Raw genomic sequence first — 4855 nt, forward strand, 5'->3', positions numbered from 1 at the left:
TTCGATGCTCAAGGGGGCGCCGGCCTTCCAGGCCACGGCTGCTTTGGTTTTCATGGGTGCTCCTGCACGGTTTCAGATGGCGCATTATGGCCTGCGTGCGCGCGGTGCGGGCCGGCCGCGCCGCCGATTGTCCGAAAACGCGGCGCCGTTGTCCGATCGTGCGTCAGCGAACGGAACAGTCGTTGGCGGCAGGCGTATGCTCGCCACAGATCAACGCTCGCTTGCGATGGATCAAGTCCGCCAGCGACATAATGAATGATTGTATTTCAACGCCGTCCAACACCCGGCAGACGGCTGCGTCGTTCCTTCATGGAGACTGACATGCGCAATCGAACTTCCCTGGACACTTGCAAACAATTCCTGCTGGCCCTGCTGATGCTCTTCAGCCTGGGCCTGCTGGCCTCGTGCGGCAGCAGCCACCATGATGACGACGATCCGCCAGGCGCCACCACCGGCAGCCTGGCCGTGACGATGGCCGGCCTGCCGGCTGGCGTCAATGGCGCGGTGACCGTTACCGGCCCCGCTTCCTACAGCAAGCTGCTGACGGCCAGCAGCACCTTGACAGACCTCGCGCCCGGCGCCTATGCCGTGACCGCCACCAGTGTTGCCTACGGTACGGGCAGCCTGGCGGCCACCCCGGCCACCCAGCAGGTGCAGGTCACCGCCGGCGCCACGGCGACGGCCGGCGTCGCCTACGCGGCCACCGCGCCGCTGGCACTGGCGCTGCAGGAAGTGGCCAGCGGCTTGCAGGCGCCCACTTTCCTGACGGCGCCAGCCGGCGACAGCCGCCTGTTCGTCATCGAACGCGCGGGCCGCATCCGCATCATCGACAATGGCGCCCTGCTGGCCACGCCGTTTCTCGACATCAGCAGCCTGACCACCACCGATGGCGAACGGGGCCTGCTGTCGATGGCGTTTCATCCGCAGTACGCCAGCAACGGCTACTTTTTCCTGTACTACACCAACCTGGCCGGCGATATCGTCATCGAGCGGCGCCAGGTCTCGGCCGGCAACGCCAACCTGGCCGATCCCCTGGCCAGCCTGCAGATCATCGCCATTCCCCATCCCGGCTTCAGCAACCACAATGGCGGCCTGGTCAGCTTTGGTCCGGACGGCTACCTGTATGCGGCCACGGGCGACGGCGGCGGTGGCGGCGATCCATCGGGCAACGCACAGAACACCAATGTCCTGCTCGGCAAAATGCTGCGCCTGGACGTGAACGCCAGCACATCCGCCCAGCCGTACACCATCCCGGCCGGCAATCCGTTTGCCGGCACGGCCGGCAGCCGTGCCGAAATCTGGGCTTACGGCCTGCGCAATCCATGGCGCTATGCCTTCGATACCACGGCACAATTGCTGTATATCGCCGACGTGGGCCAGGGCCAGCGCGAAGAGGTCAACGTGGCGGCGGTGGGTACGGCCGGCAACAACTATGGCTGGAACATCATGGAAGGCAAGCAGTGCTATAACAGCGCCAGCTGCAGCCAGGCGGGGCTGGTGCTGCCGGCCATCGACTATGGCCACGACGCCGCAGGCGGCTGCTCGATCACGGGCGGCCATGTCTACCGCGGCGCCGCCTTGCCGGAGCTGGCGGGCCATTACCTGTATTCCGACTATTGCAGCGGCTGGCTGAAGAGTTTTACTTACAGCAATGGCAGCGCGTCGGCCGTGACGGACTGGAACATCACGAATGTCGGCAATATCCTGTCGTTCGGCCAAGATGCGCAGAAGGAACTGTACATGCTGAGCGCGACGGGCCGGGTTTACCGCATCGTGCGCAAGTAAGCTCTGGTGTTCGACGCCTGGCGGGGAACCGGCTAGAATGGGTTTTCCCCGCCGCGTCCGGCGCACTGATCAAGAGAAACTTATGGCCCGTCTGAAACTTGAATTTCCCGAAGACCAATACTGCTATTCCTCGCAACTGACGGTACGCACCACCGATATCAATGCCGGCAACCATCTCGGCAACGACTCCATGATCTCCATGATTTCCGAGGCCCGCGCGCGCTTCCTGTTTGAATTCGGCGTGCGCGATATCGAAGCGGACGGCACCGGCATCATCGTCACCGACCTGGCCACCACCTACCGCGCCGAAGCCCATGCGCGCGACCAGCTGCTGTTCGAAGTGGGCGTGATGGACTTCAACAAATACGGCGGCGACATCACCTTCCGCATTACGCGCCCACGCGACAACACCCTGATCGCCATGGCCAAGTCCGGCTTTGTGTTTTTCAACTACAAACGCAGCCAGGTGGTGCCGATGCCGGAAGAGTTCGGCAGCAAGTTCACCCAGGTCAACTGGATCGACTGACCTTGCCGGCTGCGCTTATTTGCGCGCCACGCCAAAGGTCTTGCTGAACCACTCGTCGATCATCGGCTTTTCGTAGCGCAGGCGTTCGCCACTGAAATAACGGTTCATGCGCGTCAGATACGACATGTCCGACAGCGTGGCGTCGCCGCTCTTGAGCGTCTTGCCATCCTGCTCCAGCACATACGACAAGCCGATGCGTGGCCAGTCCGCCCCGCCCGTCATCACGCGGATTTCGTTCGCCGAGCGGATGCGCGGATCTTCGCGGCCCGCCAGGTCGAGGGCCGTGACAACGATTTGCAGATGCTGGCCAGGCGGCAGGGTGGCGCCCAGCTTCTTGAAATGCCCGGTCAGCTCCGCCAGCACTTCTTCGCGCGTGCGCTGATCAAATGACACATCCATGAATTGTTCAGGCTTGTCGTAGCGCACCTCGGTATTGGCGACGCTCTGCGCCCACGCGCCACTGCTTGCCAGCAGGACGGTTCCCGCAAACAGCATCTGTGCCAGTTTCTTGTCCATGATTCTCCCTTTCAAAAATCGCTTCATCTCGGCGTTGAATATACGCCCATCCTCCGGCCGGCCCGCTGAAATTCATACCTTGTTACGAACTTTCCGGCATGCCGGTAAAACATGCGTTGCCGATTTCTTTTACCGTTTTATTAGCAATATTGACTAAAACAAAGTATTGTCTTGAAAATATAGTTGCTTAAGCGATAAAGTATAGATGGCAATTTTTTTATCGCCTTTCCGACACTGTTGCATGGATGCCGGACAATTTTTCTTGCCTGTTGTTAATACCATGCGCTCGGTCTACAATCGACAGAATGCGCCCGGAAAACGCGCAACGCCAGTGATGGCGCACAGGCATGCCTGATGCGCGGCGGCCAGCCATGCCCTTTAGCGGAACTCGTCCTTATGTCCTTTTTGTCTTCAGCATCACCCAAGTTACCGCCCTGGAAAGTCCTGCTCGTCGATGATGAACCGGATATCCACGACATCACCAAACTGACACTGACCCGTTTCCGCCTGGAAGGCCGCGCCCTCAGTTTCGTGCACGCCTACAGCGGCGCCGAAGCCAAGCAGGTGCTGGCGCGCGAGGCCGATATCGCCCTGGTGTTCCTCGACGTGGTGATGGAGCGCGAGGACAGCGGCCTGGAAGTGGCGCGCTGGATGCGCGAAGACCTGGGCAACCAGTTTACCCGCATCGTGCTGCGCACGGGCCAGCCTGGCCAGGCGCCGGAAGAGCGCGTGATCGTCAATTACGACATCAATGACTACAAGGAAAAAACCGAGCTCGACCGCACCAAGCTGTTTACCACCACCTTTGCCGCCCTGCGTGCCTACCGCGACATCATGAAGGTCGAGGAAGCGCGCCTGTCGCAGCTGCATTACCGCGAAGGCCTGGAGCGCGTGATCGCCGCCTCGGCGCATATCTTCAAGCAGCGCAACCTGCGCGACTTTGCCAGTGGCCTGCTGCAGCAAGTGGTTGCCCTGCTGCGCCTGGAAACGAGCATGCTGCTGCGCCTGCGCGGCGCCAGCGCCATCACGGGCGAGCAGGATTATGAAATCCTGGCGCAGATCGGCGACACCGACGACGGCATGCTGAGTCCTGCCCTGCTGTCGCAGCTCGATCACGCCAAGAGCAACAAGATTTCACGCCTGCATGGCGATACCTATGTCGGCTATTTCCCCAACAGCAGCGGCAAGGCCTCGCTGCTGGTGCTGAAAGGCGTGGAAGAAATTTCCGACCTCGACGCGCAATTGCTGGAAGTCTTCTGCTCGGGCGTGGCGATTGCGTTCGACAATATCCTGTTGACGCAGGAAATCACCGACACCCAGGCCGAACTGATTTTGCGCCTGGGCGACGTGGTCGAATCGCGCTCGCACGAAGGCGGCAACCACGTGCGCCGCATGGCCGAAGTGTGCCAGCTGCTGGCACAGGCGTCGGGCATGTCGGACGAAGAAACCATGGTGCTGCGCCACGCGGCGCCGATGCACGATATCGGCAAGATCTCGACCCCCGACGCGGTGCTGCTCAAACCGGGCAAGCTCGATGCGGCCGAATGGGAAATCATGAAACAGCACCCCACCGTCGGCATGTCGATCCTCGACGGCTCGCAGCGCCCGCTGCTGAAGGCCGCCGCCGTGATCGCCCACCAGCACCATGAAAAATACGACGGCAGCGGCTACCCGCAAGGTTTGGTCGGAGACAATATCCACAAATACGCCCGCATCGCCGCCGTCGCCGACGTGTTCGACGCGCTGATGCACAAGCGCTGCTACAAGGAAGCGTGGCCGCTGGAACGCGTGGTGGGTTACCTGCGCGAAGTGAGCGGCAGTCACCTCGATCCGCAGTATGTGGAGTTGTTGATTGCCAATCTCGACGAGGCATTGGCGCTGAACCAGCGGTTTCCGGATTGATGGCTGGTGCCAACAATGTTGTCGGGTTACGCGCTGCGCGCTAACCCGACCTACGATCAAATAGCCAAAAAACAGTACGCATGTACGGCGAGGAAGCCGCAACGCCGCCATCGGCATTTTCTCAGG

General features: G+C 61.3%; 5 protein-coding genes. 4 read left to right on the forward strand and 1 reads right to left on the reverse strand.

Annotation, left to right across the window (positions count from 1 at the left end; genetic code table 11):
• From RTQ46_RS27010 to RTQ46_RS27020, 3 genes are all read left to right on the forward strand, one after another.
• Positions 1–259 (forward strand): hypothetical protein (locus tag RTQ46_RS27010; protein WP_312440699.1); only part of this gene is annotated, 259 nt, incomplete at its 5' end.
• A 62-nt stretch (positions 260–321) separates the two neighbouring features.
• Positions 322–1785, forward strand: coding sequence for a PQQ-dependent sugar dehydrogenase (locus RTQ46_RS27015; protein WP_312440701.1), 1464 nt, complete (start codon positions 322–324; stop codon positions 1783–1785).
• Positions 1786–1867: 82 nt separating this feature from the next.
• On the forward strand, positions 1868–2311 hold the full coding sequence (locus tag RTQ46_RS27020; RefSeq protein ID WP_010394760.1) for a thioesterase family protein: 444 nt from the start codon (positions 1868–1870) through the stop codon (positions 2309–2311).
• A 15-nt stretch (positions 2312–2326) separates the two neighbouring features.
• Here the strand turns inward: RTQ46_RS27020 and RTQ46_RS27025 are convergent, their stop codons facing one another.
• On the reverse strand, positions 2327–2827 hold the full coding sequence (locus tag RTQ46_RS27025) for a DUF3016 domain-containing protein (protein ID WP_312440702.1): 501 nt from the start codon (positions 2825–2827) through the stop codon (positions 2327–2329).
• 396 nt (positions 2828–3223) lie between these two features.
• On the opposite strand from RTQ46_RS27025, the gene RTQ46_RS27030 reads away from it, so the two are divergent.
• A complete protein-coding gene (locus tag RTQ46_RS27030) occupies positions 3224–4729 on the forward strand; it encodes a DUF3369 domain-containing protein (protein ID WP_312440703.1) in 1506 nt (501 codons plus the stop codon).
• Positions 4730–4855 lie beyond the last annotated feature (126 nt).

Source organism: Janthinobacterium sp., assembly GCF_031995485.1.
Lineage (GTDB): Bacteria > Pseudomonadota > Gammaproteobacteria > Burkholderiales > Burkholderiaceae_D > Janthinobacterium.